Source organism: Thiohalorhabdus sp. Cl-TMA (genome assembly GCF_041821045.1).
Lineage (GTDB): Bacteria > Pseudomonadota > Gammaproteobacteria > Thiohalorhabdales > Thiohalorhabdaceae > Thiohalorhabdus > Thiohalorhabdus methylotropha.
Genome location: NZ_JBGUAW010000004.1, coordinates 160,047 through 178,779 on the forward strand (window position 1 = coordinate 160,047; position 18,733 = coordinate 178,779).

Sequence of the window (18,733 nt, forward strand, 5' to 3'; positions counted from 1 at the left end):
CCGCACCAAGGAGACCGCCCGCCATGCTGTACTCGTACCGCTACCGTTTCCTGTTCGTCCACCTCGCCAAGACGGGCGGCACCAGTGTCCGTACCGCTCTGGACGGCTACCGGTGGCGGGACCCCTATTTCTATCCCCAGTTTCTCTGCCGCAAGCTGAGCGGACTCACCAAGCGGCGCATCGGCGTCCGCATACCCCGCCACGCAAAGGCCATCACCGCCCAGGAGATGCTGCCCAAGGACATCTTCGAGTCCCTGTTCAAGTTCGCCTTCGTGCGCAACCCCTGGGACCTGCAGGTAAGCTCCTGGTACCACATCAGCCGCGAGCGCCCGCACCTGCTCGAGGGCATCGACGACTTCGACGCCTTCCTCTATTGGAAGCTGGAAGATCCGAAGCGGCCCTACCACTACATCGTTGACGCTTCCACGGAGCCGCAATGGCACTCGCTCATGGACTTCAACGGCAACCAGATCGTGGACTTCCTGGGGCGGTACGAGAACCTGGGGGAAGACTACTACGAGGCGTGCCGGCGCATCGGGCTGCCCAAGATCCCGGAGCTGCCCCACAAGCGCCAGGCCAAGAACCGCACCGACTACCGGACCTACTACACCGATTACGCGTACGGCCTCATCGATAAGCACTTTCGGCCCGACATCGACAACCTGGGCTATACCTTCGATTGAAGAGGCGGGAATGGGCACTTTAGGCAGCGGGACTGTGGCTTCCGCCCAGTAGGGGGTTAGCCTTCATCCGGGGGTACGCCCCCCCGATGTCGCGGCCGGAGGCCGCTCCCACGATTCCCGCTGAGCAACATTGGAGGGGTATTCGGGATAACCGGTGTCTCTTGATTCGGTCTGTTGTGAAGATCCGCCCCGACGGATGCCGAGTCTGCAGTAGTCCCAGCTACATACCACCCTTCTGCAACAGACTCCTGGCCCCCAATAAAGGTCAGGCGGAGGAGGCGCCTTTCGTTACCCCCCGCCAGCGCCGCTCCTTGAGCCAGTTCAGTACCCGCCCGGGCACCGCCAGCAGGTCGATGCCCAGCCGACTGCCCCGACCCAGATCCTCCTGCCAGGTCTCCCGCAGGGCGATCTCGCTGCTTTGGGCGGTACGCACCCCGTTTCCGGCCAGATTATGGTTGTCCTGGCTGGCCCAGTCGCTGACCTGCGCGGGCTCGAACGCCAGCCCCAGGTATTCCATTATCCGCCGCATCTCGGCCTCGGGCTCGCTGGCCAGCCGCTCATAGCGCACCACCAGGTGGGGCCGATCGAAAAGGAGACCGAATAGCCGCAGGGAGCGGTAGGAGTACTGGAAGGTCGGCCTGAAAACCTGCCCCTTGCGCCGCCGCACCGAATTGGCCCGGCCCTTGGGGTTCCGCATCACGTGAATGGGCAATACTTCCAGGTCGGGGTGCTTGAGCAGGTGGCGCAGGCGGGTAACCCGCTTGGAGGAATCCACCACGTAGTCCACATCCTTGGAGGCGGCCACCGCGGAGAACAGCTCCAGATTGTCCCGCCGGAACGTTTCCGCATCGGCGGCTTCCAGATCCAGATCGTCCAGCTTCCGGCCGTACCGCTTTTCCAGCTCGGTGTTGACCGCCGTCCAAAAGGGACATTGCCAGATGTCCTCCGCGCCGCACGCGCAGGAATTGCCGATCCGGTCCGTGCTCTGCGGATTCTTCTGACGCTGCAGCCTGGCAAACTTGCGGAGCTTGTGGACCTCTCCAACCCCGGCCATGCCGCTGTGGGCGTTGAGCAGGACGTCCAGCAGCGTGGTCCCGCTCCGCCCGAGCCCGGTAACATACACCACCTTCATCGATTCCGACCCCTTACTCATTCTCCCGCGCGGCGGAGCTGCCCGGCCCACAGGCCGGCTGCACCGCCCCTTCCCCGGAATGCGCCATGACCGCATCCAGCTTGGCGGTCACATCCGTCACCTCGATCGCTCCCATCGCCTCGGCATGCCGCACCCGCTGCCCCCAGGCGGCCTGCTCCACGCTGGTGTCCGCGAACCGGGCCAGGTTCTCGGGATACCGGTTCACCGCCCATTGCTGACTGAGATACGGACCGGTCCGGTACGGATTGGAGGTACCGAACAGACCGATCACCGGGATCCCGGCGGCCGTTCCCATGTGCGCCGGACCAGTATCGGGGGCCACGAGCGCCCGGGAGCGCTCCAGCACGGCCAGCAGCTGCTTAAGCGAGGTGCGGCCCACCAGATTGACGGGCTGATGGGCCATGGCGTCGGCCACGGACTGGCCGTAGGCCTGCTCCTGGGGCGACGGTCCGCCGGTGAGCACCACCTGCATGCCGTGCTCCCGGACCGCGTAGTCGGCCACCGCCGCGTACCGTTCCGGATACCAGTTCCGCCAGTTCCGGGGCCGCACGCTGGAGCAGGGGTTGATGGCCAGCACCGGCGCCGTCCCCGGAAGGTGCTCCGCGGCGAAGGCACGCGCCTCCTCGGGCACGGGGATCTCCCACCGCAGGTCCCGTTCCCGGATCCCCATTGCCCGCAGGAAATCGAAGAGCCCGTCCAGCACGTGGCGCCGGGGATTGGGCGCGATGCGGCGGTTGACGAACAGGCCGTGCCCGTTCCTGGAGCGCCCCGGATCGTAGCCGAGCCGGGTATCCGCGCGGACACCCAGCCCGGCCACATTGGCCCGCAGCGCCGTCTGCATCTGGAGCAGCAAATCGAAGCGGCGGTCGCTCAAGCGGCTGCGCAGCCTGCGTAGCTCGCGGAGCCCGCCCCCCTTCTCGTAGGGAACCACCTCCACGCCGGGGAGGTCGCCCACCAGGCCGGCTTCCACCTTGCCCACCACCCACGTCAGGGCCGTTTCGGGCCAGTAATGCTGAAGGGTGCGGATTACGGGTACCACATGAGTGACATCGCCGATTGCCGAAAGGCGGACGATGCAGAGGCTCCGCGGCGGGGAAGAGACGGTGTGGCTATTGGTCATGGGCCTGGAGGTAGTCAGGAGATGGACTTTCCATGAAAAGGATCAAGCCTTGGCTGCCCGGAATTATAAAGGCCCTGGCCCCATGGGGCATCCTCGAATGTAGGGGAAATCCCTTGCGGCTCCTTTCGGATTCCGGGAAAATCCGGTGCTTCGCCTTACGTTATCGGAGAGAAGACCCTTGCAGGAGAGTCCCGAGCGCATTCTGATTACCGGCCACCCCAGGTCGGGGACCAAGTTCACCGCCAAGATGCTGAAGCGGATGGGGTATCCCACCAGCTACGAAGGACACAGCCTGGGCCGCAAGACCCGCTTCGTTTCCTCCTGGAAGCACGCCATGCCTGGGGTCTTCGAATACCGGTACTTCCGCAAGATGAAGCTGGACCAGGATTTCGCGAAGGTCATCCATCAGGTCCGCCATCCGCTGAAGGTCATCGCCTCCTCCACCACGCTCTTCGATCTGACCATCGATCACATCAAGAAGCACGTGGATATTCCCGAGGAGACCGTGCACAAGAATCAGCCCCTGAAGCTGTGCATGCGGTCGTGGATCGGCTGGAACAAGCTGATCGAGGAAAAAGCGGACTGGCGATACCAGCTCGAGGAGCTGCGCGACATCTTCCCGGAGTTCTGCCGGCAGATCGGCATCCCCGAGCAGCCCATACCCAACATGGGCAAGCGCAACACCCGCCGGCACGGGGATTTCACCTGGGACGACCTCTACCGGGAAGACGAGGCCCTGGCCCAGGAGATCCGGGAGATGGCCCAGCGATACGGCTACGAGGACTGACCGATCGTCTCCCGGGAGCCCGTGACCGCCGCCACGTAATCGGCCAGGACGCCGGAATTGGCCGTTACCGTCGCCCGGGCGGCCCCACCGATCCGCTCCCGGGCCTCCGGGCTGGCAAGCAGCCTGTCCAGAGCGACCTCCAGCTCGGCCTCGTCGGCCACCTGAACCGCACCCCCCCCCTCGAGCAGCAGCCGGGTCTCCTCGGCGAAATTCTCCATATACGGTCCCACGACCACCAACTTGCCCAGCGCCGCGGGCTCCAGGAGATTGTGCCCGCCCTTCGGCACCAGAGAGCCGCCCAGGAACACCAGATCCGCATGCGCCATGAAACCGGTGAGCTCACCGAGCGTATCGGCCAGATAGACCTCGGTATCGCGGGCAACCGGTTCGCCCCGACTGCGCACCGCCACCTTTTCCGTCACCTCCGCGAGCTCCCGCAGAATCGCCTCCCGGCGTTCCGGGTGGCGGGGGGCGATAACCAGCAGCCGCTCCGCATCCCCGACCCGCTTCCATAGCCGGGAAAGCATCGCTTCCTCGCCCTCCCGGGTGGACCCGGCCAGCACATAGGGCCGTTCCAGCAGGCGATCCACCTCGGCCTCCCGCTGCAGATCCGCCATCTGGGCGAATTTAAGGTTCCCCAGCACCCGGATCCGCTGGTCCGGCATCCCCAGCCCCCGGAACCGCTCGGCGTCCTCCTCCGAACGGGCCAGGCATTCCGCAACGGACCGGAGCGCCGTACGGTAGGCCCGACGAAGCCAGGCGGGCGCCTCCATGGTCCGCGGGGAAAGGCGTCCGTTCACGATCGTCAGGGGGATTCCGCGCCGCTCGCAGGCGGCGAACAGGTTCGGCCAGAGCTCCGTCTCCACCACCAAAGCCTGGCGGGGGCAGGCCTGATCCAGAAAGCGCCGAACACCGCCGGGGAGGTCCAGGGGCAGATAGGCATGGACCACGCCCTCCGGGAACGCCTTCTCGGCCGCATCCGCGCCGGTGGGCGTGGCCGTGGAGACCAGGAGGCTTGCCGTTCCTTCCGCCAGTGCCCGTACCAGGGGCGCCGCCGCCCGCACCTCCCCCACGGAAGCGCAATGCAGCCAGTAATCGAAGGGCCCCTCGGGTGCATCCCGGCCAAGGCGCTGCCGAAAATACCGGCCACCGCCGTCCCGGTTCGCCCGCCACAGGGTATAACCGACCGCCGGCAGCGCCGCCAGCCGTACCAATACATTGTAAGCGCTTACTTTCATTAAAAAGGATGCTTTCCCGGACCGAGGACCGACAATCCTGCCAGATCGGTGGCCACTTGTCCCCATCATTTGCGACGCAATTGACTGGCCGGAGCGCCTCGACCGGTCCGGACAAAACCATAGCCAAAGGAGTGAAAATCAGGCGGGTTACGCGGTGCGTTCAAACGGGAAGCGACACGGCGGAAGGCTTAGGACAAAGGCTAGTCATGGAATGAATGAGAAAAACTTGTTTGCGAGCCGGTTCCCATCCTACCAGTCCTGGCGGAGGGAAAAGCGGGCTAATCGTGAAATCCACCCACGGACCAGCCAACAGAAAAGGCCGGCCCCGCAGGGCCGGCCTTTCTCATTCCAACGCTTACTAAGCGGACTTAGAAGCTGGTCTGGAACATGGCCCAGATAGCACCATCATAATCACCGTCGTCGGCGTTGTACTGGGCACCCTTGATGCGGTGGAAATCACCTGCAGAGTTTCCGCCACCGTAGTCCGAATCCTTGGTGTCGCCGCCTGCCATGGCGTAGAACAGCTGGATCCGGGCCTCGTGATGCACTTCCGGATTCAGGAAGAAGTTGGCGCCGATCCAGGTTTCGCTCACGGTGGAGGAGCTTCCGGAAGCGGGGTCATGCTCGGAGTTATAGTGCCGGACCACACCCTCGACCATCGGGGTGAACTCATAACCGGCATGGGCAAACCACACAGTCTGGTCGCGGCTGTCCACGTTATCCACGTTAGAGGCATCCAAGTACTCGGCCTTCAGGGTCAAGCCGGGCATCGGCATGGACTTCACGCCGATGTCGAAGACGCTGTAGTCCTCGGCATTATTAACCGTATCGGTAGCTGCGCTCATCCCATAGGAGATCTCAGCATACAGCAGCTTGCCCATGCTGTAGTCCAGGCGACCACCATAGGAATTAGTCTCGCCGAAGTTGCCCGCATCGTTTACGGACCGGTCTTCATCCACAGCCCCACTACGGGTGGCCGGATTCCCGATAAAGGCGGCGTAACCGACCCCCGAAGCATTACCGAAAACATAAGCGCCATTGGTACGCTCAAGGACATAGTCCTTCTCCATACCGCGCTTGATGATGTCCAGTTTCTTGCCGGAGGTATTGAAGTCCATGCCGATGGGGGTCTTGCGCATACCCACCTGGACATTGGCGGGACCGAAGTCGTAGCCCACCACTGCGTCCTTGATGATGTTGGGCAGCTGATTGGTGTTCGAAATCGAGTCCCCAGGCGAAATATTATCGTTATCAACACCGGTAGAATTGAAATCTACCTGCAGCTTAGAAAAGGCCCCGGAATCGAACTTGGCCTTGTAGCCGATACGGATGCGATCAGCACCGAACTGCAGGCCCCCACCATCACCCTGGGCGTCGGCACCTCCAGTGTTGGCGGTAATCTGATTGAAGCCGAACCAGTTCACTTCGGCTTCGGCCTGGGCGCCGGCGGGGACAGCCACCAGACCGGCAATTGCGGCAGCAACAAGCTTGTTGCGCATGTTCTTCCTCCCTCTAGAGGTCTTGGGCAATGCGAATAAGGAGTTTGTAGCACAGCCCTGACACCCACGCAACACCACCGGACTGCGTTTTTCACGTGTCCAAGGGCCTTTTCCCGCCGAGTGTTTCATTTTTACAACGCTACCATTTTTGTATCCCCGGATTGCGCGCAGGCTATCGAGATTTGTCAAAAGGGGGATAAACTGCCGCTCCGGGCTGCCGGATGGGAGGAGAACATGCGAATATTTCAAGCTTGCGCGGGAATCGCCCTTGCCGCCTGTCTCCAAATAGCGACGCCTTCCCTATTTGCCGGGGAGGAAAGCCGACCGGGGGATCATCCGCCGGTCCGAGTGGACATTCAGCCCCCGGCCGTCCAGGAGGCCCTGGAAGCCAGAAAACCGGATGCCGTGCTGACGCCCAGGGATACATTGCGGGAGGTGGCCCCGGACGTGTACCTCACCCACGGGGTGATCGGGACCGTCGACGAATTCAACCGGGGCTTCAACGGCAATGCGGGCTTCGTGGTGACCCGGGAAGGGGTGGTGGTCATCGATTCCCTCGGTAGTCCCCGCCTGGGCCGGCGGTGGATCGATACCATCCGGTCGGTAACGGACAAGCCCATCCGATACCTCATCCTCACCCACAACCACCCGGACCACTCCTACGGCGCCGTCGCCTTCCGGAGAAAGACGGAGGCCAAGATCATCGCCCACCCCGGCACCCGGCACTACCTCAATTCCAGCCAGTTCGAGGCTAGCGTGGCCTATCGGAAGGAGCTCCTGGGATCGGACTTCGAGGGCTTCAAGGGTGTCCATGCGGACAGGGTCGTGGAGCCCGCCTTCGGGGGCCCCCTGGAGCTACAGCTCGGCGGAGAGGTGTTTCACGTCTACAACGTGGGTGGCCACCACAGCTTCGGCGACCTGCTGGTCCACATGCCGAAACGGGGCATCACATGGGCCGGCGACCTGTACTTTCAGAACCGCACCACCTACATGCTGGACGGCGACCTGGACGATTACTTCAAGGCGCACGACCTTGCCCGGGAGCTGGGTACCAGGCTGCTGATCCCCGGGCACGGAGTGGCCCAGGAGGGACCCCCCTTCCCCATGCGCCGCAGGACGGTTTCCTATGTAACCCGGCTGCGGAACATGATGCGGGAGGCGGTGCGGAACATGTCTCCCCTGTCCAGGGCCGTGGACAAGGCCGATGAGGCCTTCCCGGAATGGGAGGAAACGGCCCTGTTCGAGGAGAACCACCGCAAGAACGCCAACTTCGTCTACACGGAGATGGAAAAGAAGATTCTGTTCGGGGAGGACTGAAGGCTCAGCCGCCCCCGTCGGCCGCGGCCCCCTCCTGCCGCTTCTCCCGGTGGGCGCGCACCATGGAGACCCCTTCCAGCACCACCCAGAGGGCGAGCAGCAGGATGATGCCGCCCACGATGGTCAGCGCCCAATTGCCCTTGGCGATGTAATCGGCGAGGTTATAGACCATGGCCGTCACCGTGGCCACCAGCACCAGCACCATGGGAACCACGGTGTAGACCACCGGCCGCCGCATATGGAAGAGGTAGGCGGAAACCGCCAGAAGCGTGAGCGCCGCCAGGATCTGGTTGGTGGTGCCGAACAGCGCCCACAGGTGGAGGCCCGCCGGTTTGCCGTCCACCTTGAAGAAGGCGAAGAAACCGATGGCCGCCACGGCGAACAGGGTGGCCACCCAGCGGTTCTCCAGGGCGCGAAGCCCAAAGGTGGCGCCGATCTCGTTGAGGTTGTAGCGCAACAACCGGGTCCCGGAGTCCACGGAGGTGAGGGCGTAGGCCACTACCACCACGGAGACGAAGGCCTCGGCCAGCTTCTGGGGCACACCCCAGGAGTGGATGAACAGTCCGGTGCCGTGGATGAAAGCGCCCAGCTTGGCCGCGAGGCCGGAGCCCGCCTCCCAGGTGGCGTAGTGGTCCGCCCACGCGGCGTAGCTGGAGAATCCGGCGGTTGTGGCCAGCACCGCGATCAAGGCCAGCAGGCTCTCGCCGATCATGCCCCCGTAGCCCACCAGCCGGGCATCCGGCTCCTTGTCCAGCTGCCGGGCGGTGGTGCCGCTGGCCACCACGCCGTGGAAGCCGCTGATGGCGCCGCAGGCGATGATGATGAACAGGAAAGGCAGCATGGCCGGCGCGCCCTCGGGACTCGGGTTGAAGGCCGGGGCGGCGAACTCCGGATTGAGCAGGAACAGACCCGCCAGAATGGCGGCCAGGGCCAGGTACAGCAGCAGGGAGTTCAGGAAATCCCGGGGCTGCAGCAGCAGCCACACCGGGAGCAGCGAGGCCACCAGCGCATAGGCGAGCAGCGCCCACCGCCACAGGGAAGCGTCCACCCCGATGACCGGGAACTGCAGCCCGCCGAACGTGAGTGCCAGCACGCCGAGGAAAGCCGCGGCCGTCAGCGGACCCAGCCGCCAGCCGCGCCGGTAGTGGAGGAAGCCCACCACCATGGCCAGCGCCATCAGCGAGAAGGTGGGCATCACCGCCTCGGGATGCTGCACCACCGTCTCCGGGCCACTGGCGGGGGAGGCGAACAGGGAGCCCACCACCAGCACGAACACCCCCATGGCCAGGGCCACCAGGAAGAAGATGATGAGCAGGAACAGCACCTTGGCCCGCGGGGTGATCACCCGCTCGGCGATCCGGCCCACGGAATGGCCATTGTTGCGGACGGACAGGGAGAGGGCGGAGAAATCGTGTACCGCCCCGATCAGCAGCGCCCCCAGCACCACCCACAGCAGGGCCGGAACCCAGCCCCAGATCACCGCGATGGCGGGCCCGAGCATGGGCGCCAGGCCGGCCACGGAGGCGTAGTGGTGACCGAACAGGACGTACTTGTTGGTGGGAACGAAATCCAGCTCGTCGCGGTGGGCGTGCGCGGGAGTAACCGCCCCGGGATCAAGCCGCCAGACCCGCTCCGCCAGAAAGCGGCTGTAGTAGCGGTAGAAGACCAGATAGAAGGCTATGGCTATGGCGGCGACTGCTGCTGGACTCATCCCCGGATCCCCGTCGGCTTGGCTTTGAAATATCCCGGGGAATCTAGCATAAAGGGATGCCTGCCCTAAGGCAGGCCCGCCCGGAACCGTCTTGACCCATCAACAGCCCCTCCTTATACTTGTCGGTCTCGCTTGGGGGATCGTCTAGTGGTAGGACAGCGGATTCTGGTTCCGTTAACCCAGGTTCGAATCCTGGTCCCCCAGCCATAGACGGGCCTGATCCACCCTTTTGGGAAATCAGGCAAAAAACCCCGCCCGGGTATCCACCGGGCGGGGTTTTTTGCGTCGTCCCGAGCAATTCCCGTCGCTGGACACCACCGGCCACCGCATACCTTCCCGTCCACTCCCCCTCCGCCCTGCCTCGTGCATCTCCTGCGGTTCCCGGCGAACGATTCCAAACGCCCCCCTGTCGGGACCATGAACTGGCACCGAAAGGGGCAGCTTCGCTGCGAGCTCCGGATCCGATTTTTCCGGACCATATACCGCATTTGGGTGAGTCTTTCCGTTTCAGCTTGCTGTAAAAGGACAACTGAAAAGGGAGGGAAAACACGTTCGCACCGGGACACCGGGAATCGACGACCTGCGGCCATCGGGCGCTACATCTGGAGAAAGGGCATGGAAATGGGACCCATCGGACGCTTGAAGGCGGTCACCAAAGTGCTGGCGGGAGTGGCGGTATTGCTGGCCTCGGATTCCGCGCTCGCGGGGGGATACCTGGGGGTGGGCGCCTGGGACAGCCAGTTCTTGGGGGAGGAGCACGACCGGAAATACGAATCGGATACCAACCGCATAAAATCCCTGCGTTTCGGTTGGCAAAGCAGAGACCTCGCTGGAATCTTCGGGGATGTGAATTTCGACGACCGGAACCGGGTCCGGGATCTGGCCGTGGGCCTGGTCTTTGATGACTACACCGTCCATGTGGAGCGGGGGGAGGTCTCCGGGGATATCGTTTCCACCAACGGATCAGGGGGCACCAAGATCGGCGAATTCGAGAGCCCGTACCTGGGCATCAATCTCGTATCCAAAGTCAGCACTGACGGTGCGTTTTACTTGGGCGTCGGCTATCAACAATTCGCCATGCCGATCCTTTTCGAATACGGAACCGGGGGGGATTTCAATGACCACATCCAGGACGACAACGTAAAATTCCAGCATCTCGGACTCGGTGTGTATTACGACCCGATCCGGGACTACCTTATGAGTGACCGAACGGACGACGTGAATACCTGGTACTTTTCGACCAATGGGGTTTGGGGAATCTCCAAAGCAGTCACTAGTGACGCTCCGGAAATGCAACAGCACGGGGTCGATGGCCAGGAGTACTACCTTTTCGGGCAGTCCGGCTCCTACGAGCTGGGCTGGTTTTTCGGTAGCCGCGGGGAGCATTGGGGAATTACGGCCAATATCGGCTACCACCTGCGTGCAATAACCATGGTCGATTTTTCCCGGTTCCCGGATTTTCCCGAACCGGAGGAAGGCGAGATCCTCCCGCCGGAAGCGCAGTTCATCCTGCACGGCCCGCGGGCGGGGATCCGGGCCGTTTTCTAGGCCGGTACCCGTTCCGCTCCCGGTGCGAGAGATCGCGAGCGCTCCGAACGAAAACGGCCCCATGCCGGACATGGGGCCGAAAGAAAGGCTCAGGTCTCCGGGCCTACTCGAGGCCCGGGACGCCCTTACGGGATCCGCAAGGGCACGTACAGCATCTGCTGCTTGCGCTGCACCAGCACGGGGACGCGGGCGCCCTCCTCGACCCGGTCCAGCAGCTTGTCGATGGTCCCGGGATTCTTCACGCGCACATCCCCGAACTTGAGGATGATGTCGCCGGGGCGAATACCCGCATCCCGGGCCGGGCCGGGCTCGATTCCCTTGACCAGGGCGCCACTTTGCTCCGGCAGGGAGCGCTGCTGACGAAGCTGATCCGGAACGGGCGCCAGCTGCATGCCCAGGGCCGTGGCGGGCTCCGCTTCGCCGTTGGCCCCGCCGCGGGCCTCCGCCAGGGAGCCGAGGGTGACGGTCTTCTCGATCCGCTCCTCGCTGCGCAGGATGGTGAGGGTTACCTCGGTGCCCGGGTCCAGACGCCCGATCTTGGGCGGAATGTCGCCGGCCTTGGCCACCGGCTCGCCATCCACGGCCAGGATGATGTCCCCGGACTGCAGGCCGGCCTCGGCGGCCGGGCTATCCGGCTTGACGTCGGCGATCAGGCCGCCCCGGGGCTTGTCGAGCCCCATGGACTGGGCGAGCTCCCGATTGAGCCGCTGGACACCCACGCCCAGGTAGCCGTGGCGGACCTCGCCGTGCTCCTTGATCTCGGCCACAACATCCCGGGCCATACGGGTAGGAATGGCGAAGGACAGCCCCATATAGCCCCCGGAGCGGGAGTAGATCTGGGCATTGATGCCCACCACCTCCCCGGCCAGGTTGAACAGAGGTCCGCCGGAGCTGCCCGGATTGATGGCCACGTCGGTCTGCAGGAAAGGCACGTAGCTTCCCGCCTTGCCGGGGATGCTGCGGCCCTTGGCGCTGACGATGCCCGCCGTTGCGCTCTGCTCGAAGCCGAAAGGCGAGCCCATGGCCAGCACCCAGTCGCCCACTTCCAGCTTGTCGCCGCTGCTCCACGCCACCGTCGGCAGGCCGGAGGCATCCACCTTGAGCAGGGCAACGTCCGTGGCGCGGTCGGTTCCCAGCAGCTCCGCCTCGAGCTGGCGCCGGTCCGAGAGCTGCACCACGATCTCGCTGGCGCCTTTGACCACGTGGGCATTGGTAACGATGTGGCCATCGGAGGAAACGATGAAGCCGGAGCCGAGGGAGCTCACCTCGCGCTTCTGCCCCCCGCCGTCGGGGCCACCGAAGAACCGACGGAAGAATCGCTCGAAGGGCGTACCCTTGAACCGCTCGGGGATCTGCGGACCGCCGCCGCCCACCTCGCGGGTGGTGCTGATATTCACCACCGCTTTCTGGTTGGCCTGGATGATTTGCGTGAAGTCGGGCAGCCGGGAGGCATTATCGACGGGCTTCTCAGCGGTGCTGGCCGCCTCCTGCGCCTCGGGCTCGGACGTGCTCGTGGCGGGGTCGGCACAGGCGGTGGCCACCAGGCTGAGGCTCAGCAGCACCGCCAGCCCCGGCAACAACCGCGGGATTTGGAATGACATACGTTCCTTTCTTGCGTGCGGTAAGAAGGGGGCCAGGAGTGGATCGCCGGCAGACGGAGCGGATTCGGCGGCCCACTCCTGGACCATGAGGGGTTTGGCGCTCAGGTCGTGAAAGACCCGCTAGGATCCGTTCGCGGCCCCCTTCTTCTGCATCATCTGGCGCACCTCCTGGGCCTTCTTGCGCAGCTTGTCGAGCATCGCCTGCGTATCGGGGTTCTCATCCTTCATGGCGACCAGCAGGTCCTCCTGGAAGGATTTGCGCGCCTTCTGCAGCTCGGGGCTCTGCATGGCCGCCTTACGGGCCTGCTGGCGCGACTTCATGAGCTTCTGCAGCTCCTGCATCTCCTCCTTCGGAAAGGATTGGCCCTGCTGCCCCGCGGAACGGGCCTTGGCCATCTTGCCGCGCAGCTCCTGGAAACGCTTGCGGTCCTTGGCGGCGAATCCCTCCTTGGCCATCCGCTCCTTAAGCCGGTTCTGAAGCTCCTTCTGGCGCTCCTGCAGGTCGGGATTGTTCTTGAGGGTCTTCCGCTGGATGGTGCGGATCTGTTGCTGCAGCTTCATGGCTTCCTTGCGGGCCTGCTGGAAATCGGACTGCTGGCCGCCCGAAACAGCCGGGCCGGACGCCCCTCCACCGCTCTGGGCGAGCGCCAGTGGCGAAGCGAGCAGCCCGAAGGCCAGCAAACCGATCATTCCCAAACGGCCGGAAGTACGAAACATGGAAACTCCTCAAGGTTTTGAAAATTTTACGGAATAATGCGCCGTTCAAGGATTGGTCAACAACCCGCGCGGGAGAGTTCACACCAACATAAAGATTTTTTTTGATTTTTCCGCGCGGGGTGGCCAGGCCCGGGGGAGGGCATGTTAAGAATGCGCGCCGCTGGCAAGTCAACGGACCGACCTACCGAACCGAATGGAGGGACCTTATGCGCATGCTGACCTGGCTGGCCGCCACGCTCCTTCTGGCCGTAGCCACCCCGGTTCTGGGGGCCTCCGACTCCGGCAAGCAGTCGGGTGCCAACCTTCCGAAATTCCAGAAAGTGGACGAGAACGGCGACAGCAAGCTCACCTACCAGGAGGTGAAGGACCAGGGCGTGAAGAAGGAGCGCTTCAAGGAAGAAGACCTGAACAATGACGGCAAGCTCACCAAATACGACTACAAGTACGGTTTGAAATAGGAAACCGGGCTACCGTCTCGCGCAGAAGCCGGGGTACAATCCCCGGCTCGATTTTTTCCTCCCCGGACCCTGCGCGCCCGCCATGGCCATGCATCGATTCTTTCGCCGGCAACTGCCCTCCGAGGCCCGCGTGCGCGCCTGGCTGGGAAATCATCCTCTGATCAGCCGCTTTCTGGCGCGCTCGGGCTTCTTCGGCCTGCATCGCCGCACGCTGGCGCGCGGGGTGGGCGTAGGGCTTTTCGTCGGCCTCACCCCGACGGTGGGCATCCAGATCTTCCTCATGGCCGTGATCTGCCTCCTCCTGCGGGCCAGCTTCCCCGCCGCTTTCCTCGTCTCCTGGGTGAGCAACCCGCTGACCGCGCCCGCGCTGTATTTCGCCTTCAACCGCCTGGGAGAGGCGGTATTCGGCGATCTAGTCCGAGCCACCCTCACCGCCTCCGGGATGGCGGGAAAGGCAGCGATGCACACCGCTTACGTCGGGCTGGGCAGCCTGCTCATCGCCGTACCCACCGCCCTTTTGGGCTACACCCTGTTCCTCGGCACCTGGCGGCTGTCGGTGCTGCGCAAATGGCGGTCGCGGGGCGACGACGGCCCCAACTGAGCGGACATCGACCGCTCAGGCCTGTCGGGCGGGGCGCAGGAGCAGGAAGACCAGCCAGAGCAGGAAGCCCCAGACCAGCACGTTCAGGACCGTGTCCAGGACGCGCTCGAAGGCCGCTCCTCCGGTCCGGGTCTCTCCGCCCGACAGGGACCACGGAGAGGGCAGCACGGGATCCGGCAGCTCCTTGACCGTGCTCGCGGCCACCAGCCCGTCCACCTCCGCCTCGGAGAGCGGTAGGCCGGCGGTGCGCAGAGCCGCCGCGGGCCCGCCCACCCGGGCGGCGCCGCCGTCCTGGGGCGCCGGTCCCGCTACCACCACCTGGGAGCCCACCGTCTCCACCGGATCGGGCTGATGCGGATAACTGCCCGCCGGAATCCGGGTGGCTCGCAAATAAGGCAGTACCATTCCGCGCCGCCCCCCGGGCCGGTCGTCCAGCGCCTGGAAGTGCAGGTCCGGAAACCGGGCCAGGGCCTCCGCAAATTCGGGATCCGGGACTTCCGTGAGCACCAGCACCCCGTCCAGCCGCCCTTCCCGAAGGCCCCGGAGCAGCTCCCGGGGCTGCCCGTGCCGGGCGGGCTTCTTCCCGGCCAGCTCCAGGATGTCCGTCGCCACCCGCGCCGCGCCGCTTCCCGACGGTAGGACGCCGATTCGCCCCGCGAGCGGCTGGGCATCATGCCGTTGCCTGCGCACCAGATGGATGGTCCGCGTGCCCACCACGGCCACCGCCTCGGCACGCTGATCGCGCTCGGGGCTTTCCCCGCCGCCGGTGAAGAACCGCTCACCGCCGAGCACGGCCAGCCGCGCCCCGCCATCGGCCAGCAGGCCGATGGGATCCGCGCCCTCCACCACGGTCACCGAGCGCTGCGGAAAGGCCTGACGCACGGCCCGTAATGCCCGGTTGGTCTCGGCGCTCAGGCGGTCCCCCTCGTGGGCGGCCAGAAAGAGCTCCGCCTCCCGGGCGGTTTCGCCGCCTTCCTTGATGAGGCCGGCGGTGCGCAGGAAATCGGCGGCCACGGCGGCGGGCGCCTGCCCCTCCATCTGCGCCCGGCCGTTCAGACGCCGCATGGTGGCGGTATCCAGCCGGTCCTGGAGCTTGGCCACCAGCCCTTCCAGCTGCGGATAGCGGGAGACGGCGTCCGCCCGGGCCACTACCCCGCCCTGATAGGGCGGGAAGAAATCCAGGGGGTCCTCCAGGGCACGGAGCCGCCGGCCCGCCAGGGCCCCGTCGGTGGCGTAGGCCACGGCGGCGTCCGCCCGGCCGGTCAGCACCGCCTCGTAGCGCTCCGCCGGCTGATCGAACAGCAAGGGCGGCTCCGCCAGCCGTAGCCCGTAGCGGCGCAGCAGGGGGAACAGCCCGTCCCCGGGCCGGCGGGCGTACACCGAGGGCGTGGCGATGCGCAGACCGCCTTCCAGCCGGCTCAGGTCACTGATGGCGCGCAAGTCCAGGGAGGCCGCCCGGGCGGTGGGGACCACCATCTCGTAGGAATTGTCGAAGCCCAGATCGCCCAGCCAGCGCATGCCCAGGCCCTCGTACAGCGCACGCTGGTCCCCGGGCGCATCACCGGCCGCCGCCAACCCCCCGAGCACCGAGGCGGTCCCCGAGTACTCCACCATCACATCCACCTGCCCCCGCCGCATGGCCTGCTGGCAGCCGTAGGTGTCCTGGCACTCCACCAGAATGGCGCGCATGCCTTCGCTCCGCGCCAGCTCGGCCAGCATGTGGGCAAGGATCAGCTGCTCCTCGAAATCCTTGGCGCCTACGCGCAACGGGCCCTGGGGGCCGCTGCAGCCGACACCCAGGATGACGACCAGAAAAGCGGCGATCAGGCCTCGCATCAGGCGCCCTCCTCCGGAATGGCGCTCCCATCTGGCGGCCCGCTCTCCGGCAGCCCCCTGCGCGGGAATTCGATGGCCAGACCCCGCACCAGGGCCACTACCTGCAGGAGCAGGATGAGGATGAAGGGAATGGCGCCGCTGATGGAAACGGCCCGCAAGGCGTGCACGTTGCCGGACAGCAGCAGCGCGGCGCCCAATGCCCCGAGGCCGAAGCCCCAGGCCAGCTGACGCCGGATGGAGGGGTCCGGGCTGCCGCCGCTGGTGAGCATGCCGAGCACGAAGGTGGCGCTGTTAAGGCTGGTCACCAGGAAGATGAAGGCCAGGAGCACCGCCGTCACCCCAAGCAGGGTGGGCGCCGGCAACCGGTCGAAGAGGGCGAACAGGGCCGCGGTTACGTCCTCGCGCACCAGCCGCTCCATGCCCCCGGCGCCGTACAGCTCCTCGTGGATGGCGGTGCCGCCGAACACCACGAACCACAGCAGCGAGAACACCGCGGGCACGAAGAGGACGCCGAGAACGAACTCGCGGATGGTGCGTCCCTTGCTGACCCGGGCGATGAACACGCCCACGAAGGGGGCCCAGGCGATCCACCAGACGAAGTTGGTGAGCGTCCAGGTCTCCAGCCACTGGCTCGGCCATTCACCGGGCTTCTCGTAGGGGAAAAGCTGCAGGGAGAGGGTCACGAGGCTGCTCAGGTAGTCGCCCACGGCGGTGAACAGACCCCGGAGCAGGAAGGCCGTGGGCCCCACCACCAGCAGGAACAGCACCAGGGCCACGGCCACCAGCATGTTGAGGTTGGACAGCCACTTGATGCCCTTGTCGAGCCCGGTGATGGCCGAGGAGAGGTAGGTGACCACCAGGACACCGAGTATGGCGAAGGCCCAGGCGGCGGAATGCAGCGGCACCCCCGCCACCGCGTGCAGCCCGGCCTGGAGCTGCATGACCCCGGTGCCGGTGGACCCCGCCACGCCGAAGGCTACCGCCAGCACCGCCACCAGATCGGCCATCCAGGCTACCGGCCCCACCCAGCGGCCACGGAATATATGCCGGATGGGCGTACCGGCCAGATGGGGCGCACCGAACCGGAAACCGAAATAGGCCAGCACCAGGCCGCTCAGACAATAGACGCCCCAGGCATGCAGGCCCCAGTGGAACAGGGTGTAGACGGTGGCCCGCCGGGCGGCCTCGCCGGTTCCACCCTCCCCCAGCGGCGGCGCGGAGAAGTGGTTCACCGGCTCGGCCACCCCCCAGAAAAGCAGCCCGACGCCCATGCCGGCGGCGAAGAGCATGGAAAGCCAGGACGCCGTGGAGAACTCCGGCTCGTCGTTCCCCCGGCCCAGCTTCACCGAGCCGTAGCGGCCGAATCCCAGCCACAGAGAGAGCAGCACGAAGCCGGAGGTGGTGGCCAGAAAGAACCAGTCCAGCCCCCGGAAGGCAGTGCTCACCAAATACCTGGCCCAGGCCTCGAGCAGGGTCGGGGACACCAGGCCCAGCACCGCCACCAGGGCACACAGCGGCAGGGCAACGTAAAAGAGGTCGGGACGCGGGAAGCGGGCGCGCATGGGCCGGTTTTCTCCAGGCGGTGGGCGGTGCGGCTACAAGCTAGCCCATGCGACAGGGACGGGACAATCCCATTAAGGACTTCAGGACAATCAGTGCCGCTCGCTCAGCCGATCCATCACCGCGAACAGCACCCCGGAGACCACGAACGTCAGGTGAATGGCCACCTTCCAGGCGAGCTGCTCGTTGGTCAGGCTGCCCACCTTGACGAAGGACTTGAGCAGCTCGATGGCGGAGATGGCGACGATGGAGCCGATCACCTTCAGCTTGAGATCGGAGAAATCCACGTGGCCCATCCATTCCGGGCGATCCTCGTGGGACCCGGTATCCATCTTGGAGACGAAGTTCTCATAGCCGCTGAAAATGATGATCAGCAGCAGGCTCGCCACCAGGGACAGGTCGATCAGGGACAGGATGCCGACGATCAGCTCGCCCGTGCCGGCGTTCGGCAGGTCCAGGACCAAGTACAGGAGCTCCTCGCCGAACTTGCCGAGCAGCAGCACCATGCCGATGACCAGCCCGATGTAGAAAGGCGCCAGCAGCCACCGGCTGTGGAATATGAGCGTTTCAAGCGTCTTCTCCGCGCTCACCATGCGCCTCGCTTGGTTGTCGAAAGGGAATACGCACCGGCCCAAGTCTGCTGCGAGGAAGGGGCCCTGCGGACCGGCTCCCGGGCGCAGCCTTCGGGGCAGCCAGTCCGTCGCGGCCGGAGGCCGCTCCCACAAGACCCCTTCAGGTGGCCGGCGCGGTCAGGACATAAAAAAGCCCCGCCGGATGGCGGGGCTTTCGGGGTTTGGTGGAGCCGGCCGGGTTCGAACCGGCGACCTCGTGAATGCCATTCACGCGCTCTCCCAACTGAGCTACGGCCCCGAAAAGAAGTGTTGGATTCTAGGACTCTCCGGAT

Annotated in this window: 16 protein-coding genes and 2 tRNA genes; 7 read left to right on the plus strand and 11 right to left on the minus strand. The window is 65.3% G+C overall.

Going from position 1 to position 18,733, the window contains the following annotated elements:
* The first annotated feature begins 23 nt into the window (after positions 1–23).
* Positions 24–683, plus strand: coding sequence for a sulfotransferase family 2 domain-containing protein (locus ACERLL_RS06920; protein WP_373655343.1), 660 nt, complete (start codon positions 24–26; stop codon positions 681–683).
* Positions 684–948: 265 nt separating this feature from the next.
* On the opposite strand, the gene ACERLL_RS06925 is transcribed toward ACERLL_RS06920, so the two are convergent.
* The gene (locus tag ACERLL_RS06925) at positions 949–1,815 is read right to left on the minus strand and encodes a sulfotransferase family protein (RefSeq protein ID WP_373655344.1); all 867 of its coding nucleotides are present in this window, start codon (positions 1,813–1,815) and stop codon (positions 949–951) included.
* A gap of 13 nt (positions 1,816–1,828) precedes the next feature.
* Positions 1,829–2,956 carry a glycosyltransferase family 9 protein gene (locus ACERLL_RS06930; protein WP_373655345.1) on the minus strand — a complete coding sequence of 376 codons (1,128 nt, stop codon included), beginning with the start codon at positions 2,954–2,956 and terminating at the stop codon, positions 1,829–1,831.
* A 178-nt stretch (positions 2,957–3,134) separates the two neighbouring features.
* On the opposite strand from ACERLL_RS06930, the gene ACERLL_RS06935 reads away from it, so the two are divergent.
* Entirely contained in the window at positions 3,135–3,743 is a 609-nt protein-coding gene (locus tag ACERLL_RS06935) for a hypothetical protein (RefSeq protein WP_373655346.1), read from the plus strand.
* Here the strand turns inward: ACERLL_RS06935 and ACERLL_RS06940 are convergent.
* Positions 3,731–4,981, minus strand: coding sequence for a 3-deoxy-D-manno-octulosonic acid transferase (locus tag ACERLL_RS06940; RefSeq protein ID WP_373655347.1), 1,251 nt, complete (start codon positions 4,979–4,981; stop codon positions 3,731–3,733). The genes ACERLL_RS06935 and ACERLL_RS06940 overlap by 13 nt on opposite strands.
* 368 nt (positions 4,982–5,349) lie before the next feature.
* Complete coding sequence (locus ACERLL_RS06945) at positions 5,350–6,480, minus strand: porin family protein (RefSeq protein WP_373655348.1); 1,131 nt, start codon at positions 6,478–6,480, stop codon at positions 5,350–5,352.
* A 348-nt stretch (positions 6,481–6,828) separates the two neighbouring features.
* On the opposite strand from ACERLL_RS06945, the gene ACERLL_RS06950 reads away from it, so the two are divergent.
* Positions 6,829–7,797 carry an MBL fold metallo-hydrolase gene (locus ACERLL_RS06950; RefSeq protein ID WP_373655349.1) on the plus strand — a complete coding sequence of 323 codons (969 nt, stop codon included), beginning with the start codon at positions 6,829–6,831 and terminating at the stop codon, positions 7,795–7,797.
* Positions 7,798–7,801: 4 nt separating this feature from the next.
* Here the strand turns inward: ACERLL_RS06950 and ACERLL_RS06955 are convergent, their stop codons facing one another.
* Positions 7,802–9,508: a carbon starvation CstA family protein gene (locus ACERLL_RS06955; protein ID WP_373655350.1), complete on the minus strand. Its 1,707-nt coding sequence runs from the start codon at positions 9,506–9,508 to the stop codon at positions 7,802–7,804.
* 133 nt (positions 9,509–9,641) lie between these two features.
* Here ACERLL_RS06955 and ACERLL_RS06960 point away from each other — a divergent pair.
* Positions 9,642–9,715: transfer RNA gene (locus ACERLL_RS06960), tRNA-Gln, on the plus strand.
* Between the two features lie 408 nt (positions 9,716–10,123).
* On the plus strand, positions 10,124–11,056 hold the full coding sequence (locus ACERLL_RS06965; RefSeq protein WP_373655351.1) for a hypothetical protein: 933 nt from the start codon (positions 10,124–10,126) through the stop codon (positions 11,054–11,056).
* Positions 11,057–11,181: 125 nt separating this feature from the next.
* Here the strand turns inward: ACERLL_RS06965 and ACERLL_RS06970 are convergent, their stop codons facing one another.
* A complete protein-coding gene (locus ACERLL_RS06970; RefSeq protein WP_373655352.1) occupies positions 11,182–12,657 on the minus strand; it encodes a Do family serine endopeptidase in 1,476 nt (491 codons plus the stop codon).
* Between the two features lie 120 nt (positions 12,658–12,777).
* Positions 12,778–13,374 (minus strand): hypothetical protein, encoded by a 597-nt coding sequence (locus ACERLL_RS06975; protein ID WP_373655353.1) that lies wholly within the window; start codon positions 13,372–13,374, stop codon positions 12,778–12,780.
* 206 nt (positions 13,375–13,580) lie between these two features.
* On the opposite strand from ACERLL_RS06975, the gene ACERLL_RS06980 reads away from it, so the two are divergent.
* Positions 13,581–13,832, plus strand: coding sequence for a hypothetical protein (locus tag ACERLL_RS06980; RefSeq protein ID WP_373655354.1), 252 nt, complete (start codon positions 13,581–13,583; stop codon positions 13,830–13,832).
* 130 nt (positions 13,833–13,962) lie between these two features.
* Positions 13,963–14,433: a DUF2062 domain-containing protein gene (locus tag ACERLL_RS06985; RefSeq protein ID WP_373655355.1), complete on the plus strand. Its 471-nt coding sequence runs from the start codon at positions 13,963–13,965 to the stop codon at positions 14,431–14,433.
* Between the two features lie 15 nt (positions 14,434–14,448).
* Here the strand turns inward: ACERLL_RS06985 and ACERLL_RS06990 are convergent, their stop codons facing one another.
* The 4 genes from ACERLL_RS06990 to ACERLL_RS07005 form a co-directional block, all read right to left on the minus strand.
* Positions 14,449–16,269 (minus strand): glycine betaine ABC transporter substrate-binding protein, encoded by a 1,821-nt coding sequence (locus ACERLL_RS06990; protein ID WP_373655356.1) that lies wholly within the window; start codon positions 16,267–16,269, stop codon positions 14,449–14,451.
* Positions 16,269–17,831: a BCCT family transporter gene (locus ACERLL_RS06995; RefSeq protein ID WP_373655357.1), complete on the minus strand. Its 1,563-nt coding sequence runs from the start codon at positions 17,829–17,831 to the stop codon at positions 16,269–16,271. Before ACERLL_RS06995 ends, ACERLL_RS06990 begins: the two co-directional genes overlap by 1 nt.
* A gap of 90 nt (positions 17,832–17,921) precedes the next feature.
* Positions 17,922–18,422 (minus strand): TIGR00645 family protein, encoded by a 501-nt coding sequence (locus tag ACERLL_RS07000; protein ID WP_373655358.1) that lies wholly within the window; start codon positions 18,420–18,422, stop codon positions 17,922–17,924.
* Between the two features lie 201 nt (positions 18,423–18,623).
* Positions 18,624–18,699, minus strand: a tRNA-Ala gene (locus tag ACERLL_RS07005).
* Positions 18,700–18,733 lie beyond the last annotated feature (34 nt).

Bases quoted from the DNA above. Each gene is read 5' to 3' on its own strand.
- ACERLL_RS06920 (WP_373655343.1), top strand. From the start codon at position 24: ATGCTGTACTCGTACCGCTACCGTTTCCTGTTCGTCCACCTCGCCAAG.
- ACERLL_RS06925 (WP_373655344.1), bottom strand. From the start codon at position 1,815: ATGAAGGTGGTGTATGTTACCGGGCTCGGGCGGAGCGGGACCACGCTG.
- ACERLL_RS06930 (WP_373655345.1), bottom strand. From the start codon at position 2,956: ATGACCAATAGCCACACCGTCTCTTCCCCGCCGCGGAGCCTCTGCATC.
- ACERLL_RS06940 (WP_373655347.1), bottom strand. From the start codon at position 4,981: ATGAAAGTAAGCGCTTACAATGTATTGGTACGGCTGGCGGCGCTGCCG.
- ACERLL_RS06945 (WP_373655348.1), bottom strand. From the start codon at position 6,480: ATGCGCAACAAGCTTGTTGCTGCCGCAATTGCCGGTCTGGTGGCTGTC.
- ACERLL_RS06955 (WP_373655350.1), bottom strand. From the start codon at position 9,508: ATGAGTCCAGCAGCAGTCGCCGCCATAGCCATAGCCTTCTATCTGGTC.
- ACERLL_RS06965 (WP_373655351.1), top strand. From the start codon at position 10,124: ATGGAAATGGGACCCATCGGACGCTTGAAGGCGGTCACCAAAGTGCTG.
- ACERLL_RS06970 (WP_373655352.1), bottom strand. From the start codon at position 12,657: ATGTCATTCCAAATCCCGCGGTTGTTGCCGGGGCTGGCGGTGCTGCTG.
- ACERLL_RS06975 (WP_373655353.1), bottom strand. From the start codon at position 13,374: ATGTTTCGTACTTCCGGCCGTTTGGGAATGATCGGTTTGCTGGCCTTC.
- ACERLL_RS06980 (WP_373655354.1), top strand. From the start codon at position 13,581: ATGCGCATGCTGACCTGGCTGGCCGCCACGCTCCTTCTGGCCGTAGCC.
- ACERLL_RS06990 (WP_373655356.1), bottom strand. From the start codon at position 16,269: ATGCGAGGCCTGATCGCCGCTTTTCTGGTCGTCATCCTGGGTGTCGGC.
- ACERLL_RS06995 (WP_373655357.1), bottom strand. From the start codon at position 17,831: ATGCGCGCCCGCTTCCCGCGTCCCGACCTCTTTTACGTTGCCCTGCCG.
- ACERLL_RS07000 (WP_373655358.1), bottom strand. From the start codon at position 18,422: ATGGTGAGCGCGGAGAAGACGCTTGAAACGCTCATATTCCACAGCCGG.